A 19378-nucleotide genomic window follows, 5' to 3' on the forward strand; every position below is an offset into this window, starting at 1 on the left:
CCGGGCCGTGTTTCCGGCAGGACTGCCCGCGATCAGGCGCCCTCCAGCCCCACGATGGCGATGGACGAGACATTGTGGTGCGGGAAGCCGCCCAGATTGTGCGTCAGGCCGATCTTCGGGTCCGCCAGCTGGCGCTTGTCGGCCCGTCCCAGCAACTGCTGGTACATCTCGTAGAGCATGCGGAGGCCGGATGCGCCGATGGGGTGGCCAAAGCATTTCAGGCCGCCGTCGATCTGCGCCGGTACGCCGCCATCCGCATCGAAGAAACCGTCCAGGAAATCCTTCCAGGCCGTGCCTTCCTTGGAGATGTAGAGGTCTTCGGCCGTCACCAGTTCGGTGATCGAGAAGCAGTCATGGCATTCGAACATGGACACCTGTTCGCGGGGATTGGTGATCCCGGCTTCGGCGTAGGCCCGCTCGGCGGCCTTCCGGGTCGTCATGAAATAGGAACCGTCCCAGCCTTCGCCGCTGGATTCGATGCCGTTGGAGACGGCGAGCTGAAGTGCCTTCACGGTCACCAGATCCTTCTTGCCGAGCTTCCGCGCGATCTCCGGCGTGGTGACGATGGCAGCGGCCGAACCGTCGGACACACCACAGCAGTCGAACAGGCCCAGCGGCTCCGCGATCATCGGTGCGTTCAGCACGGCGTCCGTGTCGATTTCCTTCTGCAGGTGTGCCTTCGGGTTCTTGGCCCCGTTGGCGTGGCTCTTCACGGAGACCTGCGCCATGGCGCGCTTCAGGTCTTCCGGCTTCACGCCATGCTTCTTCTGGTAGGCGGTGGCGAGCTGGGCGAACGATCCGGGCGCGGAGGCGTTGGCCCAGGTCATGTTGGAGACGGCGCCGGCCATGTTCTGCGGCAGGCCGCCATAGCCCGTGTCCTTCAGCTTCTCGACGCCGACCGCCAGGGCGATGTCAGCGGCACCGGAGGCCACGGCATAGACCGCGCCACGGAAGGCTTCGGTGCCGGAGGCGCAATAGTTCTCGACACGGGTCACCGGGATGTAGGGCAGGCGCAGCGCGACGGACAGCGGCACGGCGGACTTGCCGACATGGATTTCCTCGATTGCGGTGGAGAACCACGCGGCTTCGATCTGACTGGTCTCGATGCCCGCATCCTTCAGGCATTCCTCATAGGCCTCGATGATCAGATCGTCGGCGTCGCAGTCCCAGCGCTCGCCGAATTTCGAACAGCCCATGCCCAGAATGGCGACACGATCCCTGATTCCTGCTGGCATGATCAGACACTCCCCGGATGTTTGCGTGAACACGTAGTGGAAAAGTACGCTTGCGAACGATTTAGTCAAACAGCTTCGTCGGCATGGCCGATCTGCGATACCCCGTTGTCACGGATGTCCCAAAAGAAAAGCGGCCCCGAATGATCGGAGCCGCTTGTCGTCTCGATACAGTCCCGGAAAGGTCAGGCCGTCTTGCGATGGTCCGGTGCTGCCTTCCAGAAGTACTTCTTGAAGCCGCGGCGCTCGTCCTCGACCTTGATGCGGAAGACCATGCGCAGGGGCATGCCGACCTCGACACCGCCCTTGTCCACGTCGGTCAGGTCGGCCATCAGCCGTCCGCCACCCTCGAACGTCACCATGCCGAAATGGGTGGGCGGGTCCGGGGAGTAGGTCAGGCCATCCGCAGTCCAGCTCTGCACGGTGCAGGGCACGTCGGAGAAGCGGTAGTCTTCCTGGCTGTGCCAGGCACCGCAGTTCGGGTTCACGCAGATATGCGCCTTCGGGTACTGCACGGTGCCGCACTTGGTGCACTTGCCGCCCTTGAAGCCCAGAACCATCTCCCGCTTCCGGTAGAGCGTCGACAGTGCCGTCTGCGCGTCCGTCTCCGCCCGAATGCCCTTGTCGCGGTCGATCAGGTCGTTGAAGGCGAGATAGCGGTTGTAGTTGGTTTCCGCCTTGCCGCGGGCCAGAGACGATTCGACACCGCCCAGTGCGGGCTTGAAGCTGGTGACGGCATCCGTGGTCCGGAACAGCATCAGGTCACAGCCCTGACCCCAGCCGATGACCAGGATGACCTGGCCCGGCTTGGCGTTCTGCAGTGCCTTCGACAGCATGATCAGCGCGTGGGCCGTACCGGCCTCACCCATCACCGCATGCAGGTTGTCCTGCACGGCGGTGTCGGGAATGCCGGCGCCCTTGGCGATCTTCTGCGGCACGCCGCGGATCAGCGCGGGCATGATCATCACGTCAACGTCGGACGGGGCGACGTCGACCTTGGCGAACAGGGCATCGATGCCGCGCGGCACGATCTTGAAATAGCCCTCGTCGCGGATCCAGCGCTCTTCCCAGTTGTAGTCGAAGTCGCGGTTCTGGCCGCGATAATGGTCAACGAAGTCCACGGAGACCTGATGGCTGCCGAGATACTCCGCGATCACGTTGTTCTGGCCGAGCAGCATGGCGGCGGCGCCGTCACCCATCTGCAGTTCCTGCGCGCCGGAGGCCGCGGTCTGGCGGTGGTCGGCGGCGAGAAAGAGAACCTGCCCGTCGCGCTCGCCCATCCCCTCCAGCACATCGATCAGGCCGGAGGTGCCGGCCCGCTGTGACGAGGTCAGGTCAACGGTCTTCAGGTCCTCGCCCAGATCCAGCGCCGTTGCGGCCACTGTGGCGTTCTGGCGGTCGGCAAAGGGCAGGGTGGTGGAGGCGAGATAGATCGCCCGCAGGTCCGCCGGACCCTTCTCGCCGATGCAGTCGCGCCCGGCCTCGACGGCCATGGTCAGACTGTCCTCGTCCCAGTTGCACATGGACCGTTCGCCCTTGGCGAGACCGGCCAGTCCGGGATTGAACCAACCATTGGCCTCGACCACAGACTTGCGCTGCAGCCGCAGCCGCGGCACGTAGCCACCAAAACCGGTAATTCCTGCCATTCGCCTCTTCCCTCGCCCTATTGTTGCCCTGACCCTGTACTGCATGCGGAAACGCACCGCGCATCAGGATCACAAACAGAAGATTCGACGGAAGGATTCGGGACTGCCGCGCCGGGACCAGTGGTCCGTGGCAGCGTTCAGGCGACCCTCCCCGTCGCTCGCCGTTGAGTTAACCCGACCTGACAGGACACTGCAAGACCGGCAGTGCCCGTCTGGCGACAGGGCAGGGATGCATCATCGACGGGGATTGGCGGAGACCGCGACCACGAAAAGGGGCTGCCGGTCAGCAGGGTTCGATCCAGCGCCCGTGATAGTCGCACAGTGCCAGCACCTGCCGCTCCGGATCAGGCCAGAGGGTGTAGTAGAGCGCGGCGCATTTCGGATCGTCCTCGAACGGTTCCATGCGGACCCAGGCCAGAGGCGATTCCTCCGTGGCCATCGCGCCCGCGACCTCGATCGTGGAACGCAGGGAGCGCTGGATTTCCGCAGGCATGTATTGCCAGAAGATCGAGTGATAGATCACGGTTGTCCTGCCCATTGATGGCATGGCCAGGCAGGCCTCCGCCCAGTCCGCCGCATTGGCGCGGGCGAGCCGGGTTTCCTGCTGCAGTGCGATCCCGATGGCCGCGTCCAGTCGTTCCAGACGCTCCAGCTGGTCAGGCCAGACATAGCTGCGCAGGCGAAGCCGTTGTGCAGGATCGTCGAGCTGCAACGGATTGAGGTCGCAGCCGCGTCTCTCGGCAACCTCGATCGGATCCAGCGGTTCCGGTGCGCGTCCACGCCATTCGGGGGCCAGGCGGACGCCGGAATCCATGTCGCCCCAAAGGGTACCGCCGAGGTCATAGGCGAAGCGGTCCCAGTTCTGGTTCAGTCCGGCACTGGCGCCGAGCTCCAGCATCGACAGCGGGTATCCCGTGTCCCGGGCGGCACGCTGGAACCCGAGCAGCAGCACGGCGGCCCGGCCGGTCTCGTTGGTCTGCGGCGGATGATCCAGAAAGGCGCTCAGGAACTCGTCATCCGCCACCATCGTCTGGCGAATGATGTCCCAGAAGGCATCATCGTCGACCGGTGCGGCATTGGGCGGATAACAGCCTGCCAGCGCCTCGGACCGCCCGGCAAGCACGCAGGCGTGCAGCGCACCTGCGAACCGCAGCGAAAGGGCGTCATCGCGCATCCTGTCGTCCGGCCAGTCGAGAACCCGTGTCGTGAATGTCGTTTCCGGCTTCATACGCGCACCGGCAAGGTGCAGCAGCCGCGCCGTGAAGGGTGAGTTCATGCCCCCGCACACCTCTGCCTGCCGCTCGAAATGGCGGCGGGTCAGACTTCCCATATCCATCAACTCCTGTCCGGTTCGCGGCGATCATAGCGAGCGGGACCGGCACGGCCACCCTGTGCACGACAGGGCAGTTCGCATTCGCGAAAGAATGGCCATTGACAGGGGGCTTCAGAGACGCTAGATGCCCCCTCGAACGCAATCGCACGGACATTGGACGGACCGCTGTTCGACCCGTCGGCAGTCCCCCGGTTCCCGTCACGGCGTGAGCGTCTCTGAGAGCTTAGTTTGTCTTATCTGGCCATTGTGGCTGGGGCTATTGGAGAAGTGCCGTGCCGTTCTGCAGACAGACCTGACATCGTGATCGATGCGTGACGCCGCAGCGCCCGTTTCCCGGGATGCGCCGCCACACCCAATTTTCCATATCTGGAATACCGCACCCGTCGCCCGCCGAACCCCTCGGGCGTATGGGCAGTACTCATCTGCGTTCATGGGGATGAAACAATGGACTTCACCAACACCACCTTCGCTCCGGCCGAGATCACCGACGTCGACACCCTGGCCGATGAGGGCCGGAAGGATTTCTTCATCAGCAAGGACGGCGAGAACTTCGCTGGCACCCATCTGCTGATCGACGTCAAGGATGCGTCCCGGCTGGACGACATCGACCACATCGAGAAGACCCTGCGCGAGTGTGTCACCGCTGCCGGTGCCTCCCTGCTGTCGATCGACCTGCATCACTTCACGCCCAATGGCGGCGTGTCCGGTGTCGCGATCCTGGCCGAGTCCCACATCTCGATCCATTCCTGGCCGGAGTACGGCTATGCGGCGCTGGACGTCTTCATGTGCGGTGACGCACAGCCGCAGAACGCCGTGCCGGTCCTGCGTCGCGCCTTCCGGGCCGGCGAAGTGCTGGTGGACGAAGTCCGTCGTGGCAAGGGCCTGGTGGGATGACACTCCGCGACTGGGACAACTGGATCACCGAGCAGCTGCACGGAGCCTTCCGTTCCAGCTACCGGGCGGACCGTGTCCTGTTCGATACCGAGACCGGGCAGCAGCGGCTGGTGCTGGTCGACAATCCGATCTTCGGGCGGATGCTGTCCCTGGACGGCGTCACCCAGGTGACGGAGCGCGACGAGTTCGTCTACCACGAGATGCTGACCCATGTGCCGATGCTGGCGCATGGCAACGCCCGCCGCGTGCTGATCATCGGTGGTGGTGACGGTGGCATCTTGCGGGAGGTGCTGCGGCACCCGACCGTGGAACAGGCCACGATGGTGGAGATCGACGCCGGAGTGGTGTCGTTCTCGCGGGAGTGGCTGCCCAGCGTCTCCAACGGTGCCTTCGATGACCCGCGCCTGAACCTGGTGATCGCCGACGGTGCCGCCTTCGTGCGGGACACGCAGGACCGCTTCGATGTGGTCATCGTCGATTCGACCGACCCCATCGGACCGGGCGAGGTGCTGTTCACCGACAGCTTCTATGGCCATGTGCAGCGCCTGCTGAACCCGGGCGGTGTCGTCGTGACGCAGAACGGGGTGCCGTTCCTGCAACCGGACGAACTGCGTGGCACCATGCGGGCGTTCCGGTCGCTGTTCCAGGTGGCCACCTGCTATCTCGTCACGGTTCCGACCTATACCGGCGGACCGATGGCACTCGGATTCGGGACGGATGATGCAGCCCTGCTGCATGTCAGTGAACCGACGCTGGCCGAACGACTGGCGGAACTGGACTTCGCGCCGGGCTATTACACGCCGGCAGTCCATCGGGGCGCGTTCGCGTTACCGGGATATGTCGAAAAGCTCGTCGAACCTGACTGAGACCCGGTCGCCAGACCGACCATTGCCGACACTGTTTCCCTTGTTTTCCCGACCCTGCTTTTTTCGAAAAGGCCGTCGTCCCATGACCGACCGCATTCGCCAGTACCTGTCCGCGACCCCCCATGACCGTGCCACCCTGGTGGTGGATCTGGACCGGGTGCGGGAGAATTACGCGGGCTTTGCCCGTGCCTTCCCGGACACGACGATCTACTACGCCATCAAGGCCAATCCGGCGCCGGAGGTCCTGTCCCTGCTGGCGGACCTGGGCAGCAGCTTCGATGCGGCCTCGGTGCCGGAGATCGAGATGGCGCTGGCTGCGGGCGCGACCGCCGACCGCATCGCCTTTTCCAACACCATCAAACGGGAGCGTGACATCGGCCGCGCCTGGCAGCTGGGTGTGCGCCAGTATGCCTTCGACAGCGAGGCGGAGCTGGAGAAGCTGGCGCGGGTCGCGCCGGGCAGCCGTGTGGTCTGCCGCCTGCTGTGCGATGGCGAAGGCGCCGAATGGCCGCTGTCGCGCAAGTTCGGCTGTGTGCCGGAGATGGCGGAGCGCCTGCTGGCCCGTGCGCCGGGTCTGGGACTGGTGCCGTTCGGCCTGCAGTTCCATGTCGGATCTCAGCAGACGAATTCGGAGATGTGGGACCGCGCGCTGGCCACCTGCGCGACGCTGTTCCGCAACCTGGCGGATCAGGGCATCTATCTGCGCATGGTCAACATGGGCGGCGGTTTCCCGACGCGCTATCTGCGCGACGTGCCGGAGGTCGGGCGCTACGGCCAGTCGATCCACAACGCACTGCGCCGCCACTTCGGCAATCGCCTGCCGCAGACGGTGATCGAGCCGGGGCGGGGCATGGTCGGCGATGCCGGTATCATCCGCTCCGAGATCGTCCTGATCTCGCGCAAGTCCGACGATGATCCGATGCGCTGGGTCTATCTCGACATCGGCAAGTTCGGCGGACTGGCGGAGACGATGGACGAGGCCATTCGCTATCCCATCCGCACCGATCATGACGATGATGCCTTCGAGCCGATGATCCTGGCCGGCCCGACCTGCGATTCGGTCGACGTGATGTACGAGAAGACGCCGATCATGCTGCCGGTGTCGCTGCAGATCGGCGAGACCCTGCTGATCGAATCCACAGGTGCCTATACGACGACCTACGCCGCCAACGGCTTCAACGGCTTCCCGCCGCTGGCCTGCATCTGCATCTGATCAGGCGGCGCCCCGTCTGAAACCTGTCACCGCGCAGCCAGGGCGGCCGGAAGCCCTTCTTCCGGCCGCCTGAGCGGCTCCGGTTCTCCCATTGCCTGGTCGATCTCGGCGTGGAAGTCCTGCAGCGCAGGCTCGTTGCGGCCGAACGTGACGGTGGACTCCGGGCCCTCACTGTCCAGATTTGCCTGGATCTGCGCCATCATGACCAGGTCTTCGCGCTCCACCACACCCGCGGCGAGATCGAGGATCCTGTCCCAGTCGATGTCGAGCGACTGCCCCAGGGGAGAGGCCGCGACGGTCAGATCCCACGTCATGCGGTTCGGCTGTCCCTGAACCGGATTGAAGCGGTGGATCTCCGCGTGGGTTTCCATCGAGACGATGACGGTGTTCGGGAAGATCCGGTAGACGATGATGGCATGGCGGTGCAGGGGATCGGAGGTGATCTGCTCTTCCGTCAGATCAAGGATCGGGCGGCGCGGCGCGACGAGACGCGCGTGGGGCTGCAACGGTTCGTAGAGCGCAAAGCCACCCACCAGTGTCCTGCCGATCGTCCGGGCGTGCAGGACGGGGACGTGATAGGCCTCCAGAAACGTATCGACGCCGAGTTTCCAGTTCGTCGGCTTTCCGGTGCTGAACGTGCGGCGTGACCTGTAGGCATGGAAGTCGAACCCCTCCAGTTCGCTGACGATGGGGTGCAGCCTCGCGCGTGCCGTGGCCTCGTCCGTGCCTGGCGGCAGGAAGAACAGCATTCCGGCCCACTCCAGAATGGGGACCGGACAAAGGCCATCGACGCCGGGTTCGACCGTATCGAAGTGGCAGGCTTCCGGAACACTGGCGAGAATGCCGTCAAGTCCATAGGTCCACGCGTGGTAGGGGCAGGTGAACCTGCGGGCCTTGCCTTCCCCCTCCGCAACGCGGGTGCCCCGGTGGCGGCAGCGGTTGCGAAAGGCGCGTATCTGCTGGTCCTTCCCGCGAACGGCAAGCAGGGAGACGCCGGGCAGTTCGCGGGTCATGTAGTCGCCGGCGTCCGGAATTTCGCCTGCAAGACCAAGGTACTGGGGCTCGTTGCGGAAGATCGTGCCGGTTTCCCGCGACAGCCAGTCGGTATCGCTGTAGCGGCGGGCCGACGCCTCCACCGATCCGGCTGCGAGTGGCGGATCCTGGGCTTTCAGGCGGTCAATGGATTCGCGGATCAGTCTTGTCTGCAAGGCGCGTGGATGTCTCATGGCGCCCAATCTGGCGCGAACAGGGCAACGAGACAATACGCATGCGTATTATTTGTCCCTTGCGACTCGCCACGACCTACCCGGGCGGGCGGACAACGGTCGCCGGATGGCAGCCGACTGCCCGTGTCAGGCGGCCTTGGCGCGGCGCTTCTCTTCCTCTTCGTAGAGTTCCTTCTTGGACAGCTTGCCCACAAGGGTCTTGGGTAGCTCGGCGCGGATATCCATCTCGGAGATCATCTCGTGCTTGCCGATCTTGTCCTTCAGGAAGGCCTTCAGTTCGTCGAAGGTGAAGCTGTCAGCCCCTGCCTTCAGCTTGATGAAGGCCTTCGGCGCCTGGCCGCGATAATCGTCGTGGATGCCGATGACGGAGACCTCCTCGACGGACGGATGCAGGTAGATCGCTTCCTCGATATTGCGCGGATAGACGTTGAAGCCGCCACACAGGATCATGTCCTTGGTGCGGTCCACGATGTACATGTAGCCGTCATCGTCCATGTAGCCGACGTCACCGGTGCGGAAGTACCCGTCCTCGGTGAAGCTCTCCGCCGTCGCCTCGGGCTTGTTCCAGTAACCCTTCATGACATTCGCGCCACGGATGCAGATCTCGCCACGCTCTCCCATCGGCATGGTCTTCGACGGATCATCGACGTCGATGAACTTGATCTCGATGCCCGGCATCGGGATGCCGCAGGACCCGGGCTTCGCGACCCCGTGCACCGGCGTGGAGACCCCGGCGGGGCTGGTTTCCGTCATGCCCCAGCCTTCGGCCAGCTTGCAGCCGGTCAGCTTCTCGAACTTCTCCGCCACCTCGACCGGCAGCGGTGCGCCGCCCGAAGCACAGAATTTCAGCGACGACAGATCCATGTCCTGAATGCCGGGATAGTTGATGATGGCCGTGAACATGGTCGGCACGCCGGGGAACATGGTCGGCTTCTTCGATCCCAGGTCCTTGATCACTGCCTCCAGCTCGAAGCGCGGATGCAGCACGATCTCCGCCCCGAACCGCATCGCCAGCAGCATGTTGATCTGCAGCGCATAGATGTGGAACAGCGGCAGGACGGCCAGGATCTTCTCCTTGCCCTCTACCAGGGTCGGCTCGTCACCGGTGTTGGAGACGACATACATGCTGGTCGCGGCGGTCAGGTTGCCATGGGTCAGCATCGCGCCCTTCGGCAGGCCGGTGGTGCCGCCGGTGTACTGCAGCACGGCCAGGGTCTCCGCCGGATCGCCGATCGCGACCGGATTGTACTTGCCGTCATTGGCGATCAGCTTCTTGAACCGGACATGGTGCATGTCGTTCGGGACCTTCGCGATCTCCTTCGACTTCACCAGCGGGAACAGCAGGTTCTTCGGGAACGGCAGCACGTCGGGCAGGCCGCCGACGACGATCTTCTTCAGCCGGGTCTTGCCCAGCATCTCCGCCATCTGCGGATACAGCGCGGTCAGGTCCAGCGTGACCATGATGTCGGTCTGGCTGTCCTCGATCTTGTGTTCCAGCACCTTGGCGGCATCCAGCGGCGAATAGTTCACCACTGTCCCGCCGGCCTTCAGGATGGCGTAGAAGCAGATGACGTAGTGGGGGGTGTTCGGCAGGAACAGGCCGACATGGACGCCGGGTCCGACGCCCAGTGCCTGAAAGCCCTTCGCGGCGCGGGAGACCAGGTCGCTGAGTTCGCGGTAGGTCAGCACCTTGCCCATGAAGTCCGTGGCGGGCTGGTCGGGCCAGCGCGAGACCGCATCATCGAGGATCTGGTAGACGGGAAAGGTGTCGATCGGGGCATGCCAGTCCACGCCAGCGGAATAGGATTTCAGCCACGGATGTTCACCCACACGAATTCTCCCTGTCATCTGGCGCCGGATCGTCCGGCCCTCGCAGCAATTTCGCCGTCCGTATTCTCCACCGAGACATACCCCGCGTGCCAAATTGCCGCAATACGCAATAGGCCGGAATTGAAACGAAAAAGGCCGCCGGACAGTGCTGCCCGGCGGCCCCTTCAACAGAACTGAAGCTGAACGTCAGCCCTTCAGGTTCGCGTTCGCGAAGTCCCAGTTCACCAGGTTGTCCCAGAACGCCTGCACGAAGTCGGGGCGGCGGTTCTGGTAATCCAGGTAGTAGGCATGCTCCCAGACGTCGACGGTCAGGATCGGCTTCTGCCCGTCGGTCAGCGGGGTGCCGGCATTGGAGGTATTGACGACCTTCAGCTTGCCGCCGTCCTGCACCAGCCAGGTCCAGCCGGAACCGAAGTTGCCGACTGCGGATGCCTTGAAGGCCGCGACCAGTTCCTCGGTGGAGCCGAAGTCGGCCTTGATGGCATCGGCGATGTCACCGGTTGCCGCGCCGCCGCCGTTCGGGGCCATGGAATTCCAGAAGAAGGTGTGGTTCCAGATCTGGGCGACCTGGTTGAACAGACCCTGGTTGCCCGCCTTGTGGGCCTCCGCGATCGCTTCCTCGACGCTGGCCTTGTCCAGATCGGTGCCGGCCACCAGCTCGTTTGCCTTCGTCACATAGGCATTGTGATGCTTCTTGTGGTGAAAGCTGAAGGTGTTGGCGGAGTAGTGCGGCTCCAGCGCGTTGTCGGCGTAGGGCAGGGGGGGAAGTTCGAATGCCATGTCGGTTTTCTCCGTCTGTTGGTTGCTTCTGGCCACGCCGCCGTGCTGGCGTGATGGCCGGTGAATTCCGTTCTGTGCCCTGCCGCTGTCGGTCCCCGGGTGGGCACTCTGGTCCGTTACAGTACGATCTGGTGCGTTTCGCGCGTGAATAAAGGCGTCAGACCGTCTCAGGTCAAGCCCGCGACGGTCGTGAAGCCCGTGTTGCGCAGCATTCAGGCAATGATGTCGGGCATCAGCATGCCTTCGAGCCGCAGGATCTCGTCCTTCACCTTCAGTTTCTGTCGTTTCAGGCGCTGCATCTGCAGATCATCGAAGGCGCCCTTTTCCACCAGGGCCGCGATTGCCGCGTCGAGATCCTGGTGCGCAATCCGCTGTTCCGCCAGGCGCTTCTCGATGTAGGTCCGTGTCTCGCCCTCCGCTACAGTCATGTCACCGGTCTCTCCTTTGCCGTGCCCGTCAGCCATGCCATAGTCGCGCCGCGCGCATGCAGCTGATCCCCCAAGAGTAACATGACCGCGCATCGGGATCACGGTCGGCGGCATCGCCGGACCACGATTGAACGCTGAACACTGGATCGTTTCATGGCGGTATTCTCGTCCGGAGTCTTCCCCCCCAATGACCTGTGGGACTACGCCACGCGTGTCTATGCGCGCGGCGCTGCGAAGCAGGCCTGTCTGGCCCTGCAGGACCGGCACGGGCTGGACGTCAATGTCATGCTGTTCTGCTGCTGGGTCGCCTCCAGCGGGCGCGGCACCTTCCGTGACGGCGAACTGGATCAGGCGTTGCGGGCCGTGGCGGACTGGCGCGGCAATGCCATCAATGCGCTGCACGGTCTGAAACTCTATCTGAAGGGCGATACCGCCCCGGCACCGCGGCCGCTGTCCGACGATCTGCGGCGGGTGATCGTGGAGAGTGAACTGCATGCGGAGCATGTCGAGGTGCTGATGCTGCATGCCTCCATGACCCGGGCCGGCACCGGTACCTTCGACCGCCTGCGGCAGATCGAGGATTCACTGTCCAACCTCTTCGCCTATCTGGCGCGGGTCGGTATCCAGGCCGACGACAGCGACCTGGCCGCCCTGATCGAGATCCTGATCGCGGCCTTCCCCGACGAACTGCCGGGGCGCATCGAGAGCCTGGCCGCGGGGGCAGCCTTCAGGTTGCGCGCCGGTCGTCGCTGACGCAGAGACCCGTCAGGACGTCCGCTTCGCCGCCTCACCCACAGCCGGCTGGACGGAGAAGCTCTCGCCGCAACCGCAGCGTTCCGCCTCGTTCGGGTTGGAGAAGGTGAAGCCGGAGCGGAACTGGGTTTCCTCGTAGTCCATCTCCGCGCCCAGCAGGAACATGGTGGCCATCGGGTCGACGAAGACGCGCGCGCCCTCGGCCTCCACCACTTCCTCGAACTTCTTCTGCTCGGTGGCATACTCGACATTGTAGGTCATGCCGGAACAGCCGCCGGTCTTGACGCCGACGCGCACGCCGAGCGCCGTGTCGCCCTTGGCCTCCGCCCGCTGCATCAGCCGCTGCACCTGCTCGGCGGCGCGCGGCGTGACGGTAAGGATCGGTTTGCCACCCTCGGTCTGGAACATCATTTCACTCCTGAACAGGTTGGTCTGAATTCCGCGTCACTCAAAACATGTCGAGGGCGAGACGGGCCTCGTCCGACATGCGCTCCGGCGTCCACGGCGGCTCGAACACCAACTGCACGGTGACGAGGCCGGTGCCTTCGACAGTGGCCACCGCGTCCGCCACCCATTGCGGCAGTTCACCCGCCACGGGGCAGGCCGGGGCGGTCAATGTCATGTCGACCTCGACATCGCCGTCCGGTTTCGCTTCCAGCCTGTAGATAAGGCCGAGTTCGTAGATGTCCACCGGGATCTCCGGGTCATAGACGGTTTTCATCGCCGCGATCAGCGGTTCGGAGCCGAGTTCGCTCAGGCCCTCCCGCTTCTCGCCCGCATAGGCGACGACGTCCGGGACTTCCATGAAGTCCAGCAAGCCGGGACTGTGGTCAGGTGTCATGGTCATTTCAATTCCCCTGTGTGGAGAGCAGGTTTGTGCGCATCAGGCACCGGCGCTTTCGCGGGCCACCGGCTGGCCGGCCAGTTTCTGGATCTGTTTCAGCATTGCCATCATGCCGACCTGGCGCTGGAAGGTGAGGGCGCCCAGGTTCAGCCGCCGCACGTCATCCAGGCTGATTTCCCGAACCTCCTCCGACGTCAGGCCGCTGAAGGACCGCACCATCATGTGCACCAGCCCCTTCACGATTGCCGCCTCGGAGGCGCCCTTGAACCAGTGCAGGCCGTCCTTTTCCTCGTGCACCAGCCACACCTTCGACATGCAGCCGTGCATCAGGTTCGCGTCGGTCTTCCATTCCTCCGGGAAGTCTGTCGCATCCTGTTTCTTCGCCAGATCGAGCAGGAACTCGAAGCGCATGTCGTCGTCCAGCGCCTCCAGGGTCTCCGCGAAATCCTCATATTCCTCTCGTGCCATGGTGCCCCCTTCAGGCCAGCATCTTCTTGGCCTTCTCGATGGCTTCCCCAAGCACATCGATCTCGGCCTTCGTGTTGTACATCGCCAGTGTCGCGCGGACGGTGCCGATGATCCCCAGCCGGTCCATCAGCGGCTCCGCGCAATGGTGGCCGACGCGGCAGGCAACGCCCTGACGGTCCAGCACGGCGGCCACGTCATAGGGGTGCAGCCCGTCGACCAGGAAGGAGATGATGGCGGCCTTGTCCGGCGCGGTGCCGATCAGGCGCATTCCGTCGATGGCGGACAGCCGTTCATGCGCATAGTCGCGCAGGCCCGCCTCATGCGCGCGGATGGCGTCGAAGCCGATGTCCGCGACATAGTTGATCGCCGCATGCAGGCCGATGGCCTCCACGATCGCAGGGGTTCCGGCCTCGAACCGGTGCGGGGCTTCCTTGAAGGTCGATCCCTTGAAGGAGACCTTGTCGATCATGTCGCCGCCTCCCAGGAACGGCGGCATGCTGTTCAGGATATCCAGCTTGCCGTAGAGCACGCCAAGGCCGCTCGGCCCATAGAGCTTGTGGGCGGTGAAACCATAGAAATCGGCGTCTATGTACTGGACGTCCACAGGGCCGTGCACGACCGCCTGTGCGCCGTCGAACAGCACCTTCGCACCCGCGTCGTGGGCCAGCCGCGCCACTTCCTTCGCCGGGACGTTGGTGCCCAGCACGTTGGAGCAATGGGTGATGGAGACCAGCCTGGTGCGGTCGTTCAGCAGTTCCGCGAACCGCTCGATCCGGAAGCTGCCGTCGTCCTCCACCGGTGCCACGCGCAGCACGACACCCGTCGCCTCCGCCAGCAGCTGCCAGGGCACGATGTTGGCGTGATGCTCCATCTCGGAAACGATGACCTCGTCCCCCGCCTTCAGGAAGGCGCGGCCATAGGCATGGGCCACCAGGTTGATGGCGGCGGTCACATTGGACGTGAAGATGATCTCGTCCGGGCTGGCCGCATTCAGGAACCGCGCGACGCGATCCCGCGCCTGCTCGAACGCATCCGTGGTCGCGGCGGACAGGTAGTGCGCCCCACGATGGACGTTGGAATACTGGTGTTCCATGCAGTGGCGCATGGCGTCGATGACCTGACGCGGCTTCTGCGCGCTGGCCCCTGAATCCAGGAACACCAGCGGCTTGCCATAGACGGTCTCCGAAAGGATCGGAAAGTCACGGCGCACCGCGTCCACATCCAGAACGGTACTGTTCGTGTGGTCCGAAACGGTATCAGCCATGGGCCGCACCCTCCAGCTGCAGGGCGCCGTGCACCCGGTCCTTCAGGCGCTCGCGCAGTCCTTCGTCGGCGATACCGTCGAAGGCCTCGTCCAGGAAGGCCTGCACCAGCAGGCTCTTCGCGGCCTGCGCGTCGATGCCGCGGGCGCGCAGATAGAACAGCGCGTCCTCGTCGATCTCGCCTGCGGTCGCGCCGTGGCTGCAGACCACATCGTCGGCATAGATCTCCAGCGCCGGCTTGGAATCGATCTCCGCCTGGCGCGACAGCAGCAGGGCCTTGTTCAACTGATGCCCTGCAGTCTTCTGCGCGTCCTTCATCACCCGGATGCCGCCCTGAAAGACGCCACGGGACCGGTCATCCAGCACGCCCTTGTAGACTTCGTGGCTGCTGGTGTTGGGCACCGCGTGGTCGATGTGGGTGGTGTGGTCCAGGTGCTGCTGCCCACGGCCTGCATAGGCCCCGAGCAGGCGCACGGAACTGCCCTGACCGTTCAGCGCGACATGCACCTCATCCCGTGCCAGCCTGGAGCCGACGGACAGCACGAAACGTTCATGGCTCGCGTCGCGCCCGATCTCCACCGCGCAGTCCGACAGGTGAAAGGCCTCGGTGCTTTCGTCCTGCAGCTTCACGTGACGCAGGCGCGCGCCGTCCGCCAGCCGTACATCGGTGGCCAGGGTCGCGGCATAGGCGTTGCTGCCCAGATGATGTTCCACCACGGTCAGCGCGCTGTTGCTGCCGAGCGCGATCTCCAGCGTGAAATGATGACCGCCCGAACGGCTGCCGGTGCCGATGAAGACAAGCTCCAGCGCCCGGGGCGGCGTCGCGTTGGCATCCAGCGTGATGCGCAGCCCGTCGTCCGCCATCGCAATGCTGAGGTCGCGCAGGGCACGACCGCTGTCCGTGTCGGCCTGCAGACCGCTGCCCTGCGCGAGGCTCAGGCCGTCGATCCCGGCATCCGAAAGGTCACCGTCGATACGACCGTCAATGATGAGCACCCGGTAGGCCCCATCCACAAGCGTGTCCGGAATGGCGGGACGGCTGTCGTTCGCAGGCTCCGTCCGCGCATCCAGGAACTGGGCCAGCGGGCGCAGGTTGGTGAACTTCCAGGCTTCCTGCTTCGGCGTCGGAAGGCCCGCGTCCCGGAACCGGTCGCGCGCTGCGGTCCGGTCGGTATCGGCATCGCCGCTGAAGCGTTCCAGAAGGATTTCGGCTGTGCTGTCCATGACTGCCTCAGGCCGCCCGGTCCGAGCCGAAGGACGCATAGCCCTTCTTTTCCAGTTCCAGCGCCAGGCTCTTGTCACCGCTCTCGACGATCCGGCCCTCCGCCAGGATATGCACCCGGTCGGGAACGATGTGATCCAGCAGCCGCTGGTAATGGGTGATGATCAGCATGCCGCGTTCCGGCCCGCGCAGGGCGTTGACGCCATCGGCCACGACCTTCAGCGCATCGATGTCGAGACCGGAGTCGGTTTCGTCCAGCAGGCAGAACGCCGGGTCGAGCACCGCCATCTGCAGGATCTCGTTGCGCTTCTTCTCGCCACCGGAGAAGCCGACATTGACGGGACGTTTCAGCATCTCGTCGGAGATGTTCAGGTCCTTCGCCTTGCCGCGCACCAGCTTCATGAACTGCATGGCGTCATATTCTTCCTCGCCGCGCTGGCGACGCACCGCGTTCACGGCGGTTTTCAGGAACGTCAGCGTCGCGACACCTGGAATTTCCACCGGATACTGGAAGCCCAGGAACAGCCCGTCGGCGGCCCGCTGCTCCGGTTCCCGGTCCAGCAGGTCGCGGCCCTGGAACGTGACCCTGCCGTCGGTCACCGTGTAGCCGTCGCGCCCCGCCAGCGTATAGGACAGGGTGGACTTGCCGGCCCCGTTCGGGCCCATGATGGCATGCACCTCGCCCTTCGGGACTTCCAGGTCCAGGCCCCGGATGATTTCCTTGCCATCCACTTCGACGTGCAGGTTCTCGATCTTCAGCATGTTGTCGCCTTCGGCTTGTCTGTCTGTTGCGTTGCGCGGTTCGGTGTCGGCCGTTGCCTCAGCCGACACTGCCTTCCAGGCTGATGCCCACCAGCTTGGTTGCCTCCACCGCGAATTCCATCGGCAGTTCCCGCATCACCTCGCGGCAGAACCCGTTGACGATCAGCGCCACCGCCTCCTCGTCGGACAGCCCGCGCTGGCGGCAATAGAACAGCTGCTCGTCGGAGATCTTCGAGGTCGTGGCCTCATGCTCCACACGGGCGCTGGAGTTCTTCGCCTCGATGTAGGGCACGGTGTGCGCCCCGCACTGGTCGCCGATCAGCAGGGAGTCGCACTGGGTATAGTTGCGCGCGCCCTCCGCCCCCGGCTGGATGCGCACCAGACCACGGTAGGTCTGGTTGGCGCGACCGGCGGAGATGCCCTTGGAGATGATCGTCGACCGGGTGTTCTTGCCGATGTGGATCATCTTGGTGCCGGTGTCGGCCTGCTGGCGGTTGTTGGTGATGGCGACCGAGTAGAACTCGCCCACCGAATTGTCGCCCTGCAGGATGCAGCTCGGGTACTTCCAGGTGATCGACGATCCCGTCTCCACCTGGGTCCAGGAAATCTTCGAGTTCCGGCCCCGGCAGGCACCGCGCTTGGTGACGAAGTTGTAGATGCCGCCCTTGCCGTTCTCGTCGCCCGGATACCAGTTCTGCACCGTGGAGTACTTGATCTCCGCATCATCCAGCGCGATCAGTTCGACCACCGCCGCATGGAGCTGGTTCTCGTCGCGCATCGGCGCGGTGCAGCCCTCCAGATAGCTGACGTAGGAGCCTTCATCGGCGATGATCAGCGTCCGTTCGAACTGCCCCGTATTCTCCTGATTGATGCGGAAATAGGTCGACAGTTCCATGGGGCAGCGCACGCCCTTCGGAATGTAGACGAAGCTGCCATCGGTGAAGACGGCGGAGTTCAGGCAGGAATGCTTGTTGTCGGCCGCCGGCACGACGGAGCCGAGATACTTCCTTACCAGTTCCGGGTGTGTCTGGATGGCTTCCGAGATGGCGCAGAAGATGATGCCCTTGGCTTCAAGCTGCTTCTTGTAGGTGGTGCCGACGGAGACACTGTCGAACACGGCATCGACGGCGACCTTCGGTGCGCCCTCGACCCCGGCCAGCACTTCCTGCTCGCGCAGCGGGATACCCAGCTTGGCATAGGTCTCCAGCAGCTTCGGATCGACCTCGTCCAGGCTCTTCGGCTTGTCGCCGGTCTTCGGCGCCGCATAGTAGTAGGCGTCCTGATAGTCGATCTGGGGAAAGTCGACGAAGGCCCATTCCGGCTCCGGCATCGTCAGCCAGTGGCGGTATGCCTTCAGCCGCCATTCCAGCAGCCATTCCGGCTCCTCCTTCTTGGCGGAGATGAAGCGGACGATGTCCTCGCTTAGCCCCTTCGGTGCCATGTCGGATTCGATGTCGGTGGAGAAACCGTACTTGTAGCGGTCCCCCAGTTCCTTGACCTGCTGGATGGTTTCGGCAGTTGCAGCCATGCGTCAGGCCCCCCTTGAGGTGCTGGTTGAGTGCCCGTAGGCCGGACGGGGCGCGTCAGGTACGGGAAATTCCATGGGTGTCAGGGCCATGTCGGCCAGGGTCACGCGACCCAGCGCGGAACGGATCGCCTCGTTGACCCGGTTCCAGTTGCCGCGCATGCCGCACAGGCTCTCCACATTGCAGCTGTCGTCTGCCCCGTCGACACAGGCGGTCAGCGCGATGGGACCGTCCAGCGCCTGAACGATCTCGGCGATGGAAATCTGCTCCGGCGTCCGCTCGACCACGTAGCCGCCCTGCGCCCCGCGAACGGAACGCAGCAGGCCGGCGCGGGCCAGGGACTTCAGGACCTTGGCCACGGTCGGCTGCGGCACGCCGGTCTCATCGGACAGCCGGGTGGCGGTGAACAGCACATCTGCCGTCGCGGCTTCGCTGACCTGGCCCATGTGGACCATCATCACCACCGCGTAGTCCGTCAGTTTGCTCAATCGCATCATCAGCCGGTCTGCCCCCGCGCCATGAAACAGGACTTCATTGGTCCTCTATCTACCGGAAGCCGGTGATAAATCAAGACCGGAACAGTACGGATTGATCCGTTTCAGGCTGCGGCGCGGGCCTGCTGCTTCGCCAGCCCGCGACGGAAGTCGTCCAGGGTGATGATGCGGTCGATGTTGCCGTCGGCGTCCAGGATCTCGTAGACGACGCCGTCCACAGCGGTCATCTGCAGCAGGATCGTGGCACCGTTCTCGCCGCCGCCCTCGATATGCGTCTCATCGCCATTGTTGGTTCCGAAACCGGCTGAGACGCGGGCGGTATGCGGGGCGCCATGGTCGAGCACCGGTTCGAACAGCCGGTGCTCCCCCTCGATCACCAGTGTCTTTGTCGGTCCGACATGCCGGTGCGGCACACATTCCGCGTGCGGATCGAACTTCATCAGCATGTCCACGACCTGCGTGCGGTCATCCACCGACAGCAGGTGATAATACAGTCCCTCGAAGCCCGCGAACGGCCGCCACGGGATGTTCCCGTTTCCGAATTCGGTTGTCATGGTCATCAGATGGGTCCTCCCCCGCTTGTGGTCATGCACCACGTG

20 protein-coding genes are annotated in these 19378 nt (G+C 64.3%); 4 read left to right on the top strand and 16 right to left on the bottom strand.

Annotated elements, in window-relative coordinates:
• Positions 1-32: 32 nt before the first annotated feature.
• The 3 genes from QGV54_RS02350 to QGV54_RS02360 form a co-directional block, all read right to left on the bottom strand.
• Entirely contained in the window at positions 33-1235 is a 1203-nt protein-coding gene (locus QGV54_RS02350; protein ID WP_281018477.1) for an acetyl-CoA acetyltransferase, read from the bottom strand.
• A gap of 182 nt (positions 1236-1417) precedes the next feature.
• A complete protein-coding gene (locus QGV54_RS02355) occupies positions 1418-2878 on the bottom strand; it encodes an OB-fold domain-containing protein (protein WP_281018476.1) in 1461 nt (486 codons plus the stop codon).
• Between the two features lie 283 nt (positions 2879-3161).
• Entirely contained in the window at positions 3162-4208 is a 1047-nt protein-coding gene (locus QGV54_RS02360; RefSeq protein WP_281018475.1) for a DUF2332 family protein, read from the bottom strand.
• Between the two features lie 447 nt (positions 4209-4655).
• Here QGV54_RS02360 and speD point away from each other — a divergent pair, with 447 nt between their 5' ends.
• From speD to QGV54_RS02375, 3 genes are all read left to right on the top strand, one after another.
• The gene (gene speD, locus QGV54_RS02365; protein WP_281018474.1) at positions 4656-5105 is read left to right on the top strand and encodes an adenosylmethionine decarboxylase; all 450 of its coding nucleotides are present in this window, start codon (positions 4656-4658) and stop codon (positions 5103-5105) included.
• A complete protein-coding gene (gene speE / locus QGV54_RS02370) occupies positions 5102-5971 on the top strand; it encodes a polyamine aminopropyltransferase (RefSeq protein ID WP_281018473.1) in 870 nt (289 codons plus the stop codon). Before speD ends, speE begins: the two co-directional genes overlap by 4 nt.
• A gap of 82 nt (positions 5972-6053) precedes the next feature.
• Positions 6054-7184: a type III PLP-dependent enzyme gene (locus tag QGV54_RS02375; protein WP_281018472.1), complete on the top strand. Its 1131-nt coding sequence runs from the start codon at positions 6054-6056 to the stop codon at positions 7182-7184.
• A 26-nt stretch (positions 7185-7210) separates the two neighbouring features.
• Here the strand turns inward: QGV54_RS02375 and QGV54_RS02380 are convergent, their stop codons facing one another.
• The 4 genes from QGV54_RS02380 to QGV54_RS02395 all read right to left on the bottom strand — a co-directional run bounded on the left by QGV54_RS02380 (position 7211) and on the right by QGV54_RS02395 (position 11448).
• Entirely contained in the window at positions 7211-8410 is a 1200-nt protein-coding gene (locus QGV54_RS02380; RefSeq protein WP_281018471.1) for an aromatic ring-hydroxylating dioxygenase subunit alpha, read from the bottom strand.
• 126 nt (positions 8411-8536) lie between these two features.
• On the bottom strand, positions 8537-10258 hold the full coding sequence (locus QGV54_RS02385; RefSeq protein ID WP_348637638.1) for a long-chain fatty acid--CoA ligase: 1722 nt from the start codon (positions 10256-10258) through the stop codon (positions 8537-8539).
• Positions 10259-10426: 168 nt separating this feature from the next.
• Positions 10427-11020, bottom strand: a complete 594-nt coding sequence (locus tag QGV54_RS02390; RefSeq protein WP_281018469.1) for a superoxide dismutase — start codon at positions 11018-11020, stop codon at positions 10427-10429.
• Between the two features lie 212 nt (positions 11021-11232).
• Positions 11233-11448: a DUF465 domain-containing protein gene (locus QGV54_RS02395; RefSeq protein ID WP_281018468.1), complete on the bottom strand. Its 216-nt coding sequence runs from the start codon at positions 11446-11448 to the stop codon at positions 11233-11235.
• A gap of 153 nt (positions 11449-11601) precedes the next feature.
• Here QGV54_RS02395 and QGV54_RS02400 point away from each other — a divergent pair, with 153 nt between their 5' ends.
• Positions 11602-12201 (top strand): TIGR02444 family protein, encoded by a 600-nt coding sequence (locus QGV54_RS02400; protein WP_281018467.1) that lies wholly within the window; start codon positions 11602-11604, stop codon positions 12199-12201.
• Positions 12202-12213: 12 nt separating this feature from the next.
• On the opposite strand, the gene QGV54_RS02405 is transcribed toward QGV54_RS02400, so the two are convergent.
• From QGV54_RS02405 to QGV54_RS02445, 9 genes are all read right to left on the bottom strand, one after another.
• A complete protein-coding gene (locus QGV54_RS02405) occupies positions 12214-12609 on the bottom strand; it encodes an iron-sulfur cluster assembly accessory protein (protein ID WP_281018466.1) in 396 nt (131 codons plus the stop codon).
• 40 nt (positions 12610-12649) lie between these two features.
• Positions 12650-13048 carry an SUF system Fe-S cluster assembly protein gene (locus tag QGV54_RS02410; RefSeq protein ID WP_281018465.1) on the bottom strand — a complete coding sequence of 133 codons (399 nt, stop codon included), beginning with the start codon at positions 13046-13048 and terminating at the stop codon, positions 12650-12652.
• A gap of 36 nt (positions 13049-13084) precedes the next feature.
• Positions 13085-13513, bottom strand: coding sequence for a SufE family protein (locus QGV54_RS02415; RefSeq protein ID WP_281018464.1), 429 nt, complete (start codon positions 13511-13513; stop codon positions 13085-13087).
• A 10-nt stretch (positions 13514-13523) separates the two neighbouring features.
• Entirely contained in the window at positions 13524-14777 is a 1254-nt protein-coding gene (locus tag QGV54_RS02420; RefSeq protein ID WP_281018463.1) for a cysteine desulfurase, read from the bottom strand.
• Positions 14770-15999 carry a Fe-S cluster assembly protein SufD gene (gene sufD, locus QGV54_RS02425; protein ID WP_281018462.1) on the bottom strand — a complete coding sequence of 410 codons (1230 nt, stop codon included), beginning with the start codon at positions 15997-15999 and terminating at the stop codon, positions 14770-14772. Before sufD ends, QGV54_RS02420 begins: the two co-directional genes overlap by 8 nt.
• 7 nt (positions 16000-16006) lie before the next feature.
• Positions 16007-16759 carry a Fe-S cluster assembly ATPase SufC gene (sufC, locus tag QGV54_RS02430; protein ID WP_281018461.1) on the bottom strand — a complete coding sequence of 251 codons (753 nt, stop codon included), beginning with the start codon at positions 16757-16759 and terminating at the stop codon, positions 16007-16009.
• A 58-nt stretch (positions 16760-16817) separates the two neighbouring features.
• On the bottom strand, positions 16818-18287 hold the full coding sequence (gene sufB, locus QGV54_RS02435) for a Fe-S cluster assembly protein SufB (protein ID WP_281018460.1): 1470 nt from the start codon (positions 18285-18287) through the stop codon (positions 16818-16820).
• 3 nt (positions 18288-18290) lie between these two features.
• Positions 18291-18782 carry an SUF system Fe-S cluster assembly regulator gene (locus QGV54_RS02440; RefSeq protein WP_281018459.1) on the bottom strand — a complete coding sequence of 164 codons (492 nt, stop codon included), beginning with the start codon at positions 18780-18782 and terminating at the stop codon, positions 18291-18293.
• A 101-nt stretch (positions 18783-18883) separates the two neighbouring features.
• Positions 18884-19339, bottom strand: a complete 456-nt coding sequence (locus tag QGV54_RS02445) for a hypothetical protein (protein ID WP_281018458.1) — start codon at positions 19337-19339, stop codon at positions 18884-18886.
• Positions 19340-19378 lie beyond the last annotated feature (39 nt).

Source organism: Minwuia sp. IMCC3060 (assembly GCF_029909435.1).
Taxonomy (GTDB): domain Bacteria; phylum Pseudomonadota; class Alphaproteobacteria; order Minwuiales; family Minwuiaceae; genus Minwuia.

Coding starts and splice junctions, on each gene's coding strand:
- QGV54_RS02350 (WP_281018477.1), bottom strand. CDS start 1,235: ATGCCAGCAGGAATCAGGGATCGTGTCGCCATTCTGGGCATGGGCTGT.
- QGV54_RS02355 (WP_281018476.1), bottom strand. CDS start 2,878: ATGGCAGGAATTACCGGTTTTGGTGGCTACGTGCCGCGGCTGCGGCTG.
- QGV54_RS02360 (WP_281018475.1), bottom strand. CDS start 4,208: ATGGGAAGTCTGACCCGCCGCCATTTCGAGCGGCAGGCAGAGGTGTGC.
- speD (WP_281018474.1), top strand. CDS start 4,656: ATGGACTTCACCAACACCACCTTCGCTCCGGCCGAGATCACCGACGTC.
- speE (WP_281018473.1), top strand. CDS start 5,102: ATGACACTCCGCGACTGGGACAACTGGATCACCGAGCAGCTGCACGGA.
- QGV54_RS02375 (WP_281018472.1), top strand. CDS start 6,054: ATGACCGACCGCATTCGCCAGTACCTGTCCGCGACCCCCCATGACCGT.
- QGV54_RS02380 (WP_281018471.1), bottom strand. CDS start 8,410: ATGAGACATCCACGCGCCTTGCAGACAAGACTGATCCGCGAATCCATT.
- QGV54_RS02385 (WP_348637638.1), bottom strand. CDS start 10,258: ATGACAGGGAGAATTCGTGTGGGTGAACATCCGTGGCTGAAATCCTAT.
- QGV54_RS02390 (WP_281018469.1), bottom strand. CDS start 11,020: ATGGCATTCGAACTTCCCCCCCTGCCCTACGCCGACAACGCGCTGGAG.
- QGV54_RS02395 (WP_281018468.1), bottom strand. CDS start 11,448: ATGACTGTAGCGGAGGGCGAGACACGGACCTACATCGAGAAGCGCCTG.
- QGV54_RS02400 (WP_281018467.1), top strand. CDS start 11,602: ATGGCGGTATTCTCGTCCGGAGTCTTCCCCCCCAATGACCTGTGGGAC.
- QGV54_RS02405 (WP_281018466.1), bottom strand. CDS start 12,609: ATGTTCCAGACCGAGGGTGGCAAACCGATCCTTACCGTCACGCCGCGC.
- QGV54_RS02410 (WP_281018465.1), bottom strand. CDS start 13,048: ATGACCATGACACCTGACCACAGTCCCGGCTTGCTGGACTTCATGGAA.
- QGV54_RS02415 (WP_281018464.1), bottom strand. CDS start 13,513: ATGGCACGAGAGGAATATGAGGATTTCGCGGAGACCCTGGAGGCGCTG.
- QGV54_RS02420 (WP_281018463.1), bottom strand. CDS start 14,777: ATGGCTGATACCGTTTCGGACCACACGAACAGTACCGTTCTGGATGTG.
- sufD (WP_281018462.1), bottom strand. CDS start 15,999: ATGGACAGCACAGCCGAAATCCTTCTGGAACGCTTCAGCGGCGATGCC.
- sufC (WP_281018461.1), bottom strand. CDS start 16,759: ATGCTGAAGATCGAGAACCTGCACGTCGAAGTGGATGGCAAGGAAATC.
- sufB (WP_281018460.1), bottom strand. CDS start 18,287: ATGGCTGCAACTGCCGAAACCATCCAGCAGGTCAAGGAACTGGGGGAC.
- QGV54_RS02440 (WP_281018459.1), bottom strand. CDS start 18,782: ATGATGCGATTGAGCAAACTGACGGACTACGCGGTGGTGATGATGGTC.
- QGV54_RS02445 (WP_281018458.1), bottom strand. CDS start 19,339: ATGACCATGACAACCGAATTCGGAAACGGGAACATCCCGTGGCGGCCG.